A 452-nucleotide genomic window follows, 5' to 3' on the forward strand; every position below is an offset into this window, starting at 1 on the left:
AGTTCTGTGAGAAGACTCGATTCAAGGGCAGGGGCCGTCGTGCTGTCCAGGGTTTCCGCGTAAGTCACAGCCTGTGAATTATGCCGCCCACCTGCGACTACACGAATGAGGCTTTTGAATAATCCTCCTGGTCTTCAGATCTCCTGTCGTCTCGGTCAGGCTTATCGAAGCGGCCGTGCTGTTCTTCCTCGTGGTGCTCTGGCTGGCCGTCTCTCTGCTGGTTCTCGCCAGTCCGGTCCTTCTGGTGGCCGCGGTCCTGCCGTATCTTCAGGCAGCCGTGGGCCGCCAAGCGGAGTTCCAGGCCGACCTGGTGGCACTGCGCCTGTGTTGAGCGTCAGTCTGTGTGAGGTTCCCGCGGGTCGGTGCCGACGTCCGGGCTGGTGATGGTCTGTGTGGGGGTCCTGGGTTTGCTTTCCGGCGGTCCGCGGCGTGACGGTGAGGATGTCCGTTTC

Annotated in this window: 1 protein-coding gene; it reads left to right on the top strand. The window is 61.9% G+C overall.

The annotated features are described in order from the left end of the window. The first annotated feature begins 175 nt into the window (after window positions 1–175). Window positions 176–331 (top strand): hypothetical protein, encoded by a 156-nt coding sequence (locus KGA66_RS29430; protein WP_211472924.1) that lies wholly within the window; start codon window positions 176–178, stop codon window positions 329–331. Window positions 332–452 lie beyond the last annotated feature (121 nt).

This window comes from Actinocrinis puniceicyclus (assembly GCF_018283645.1).
Lineage (GTDB): Bacteria > Actinomycetota > Actinomycetes > Streptomycetales > Catenulisporaceae > Actinocrinis > Actinocrinis puniceicyclus.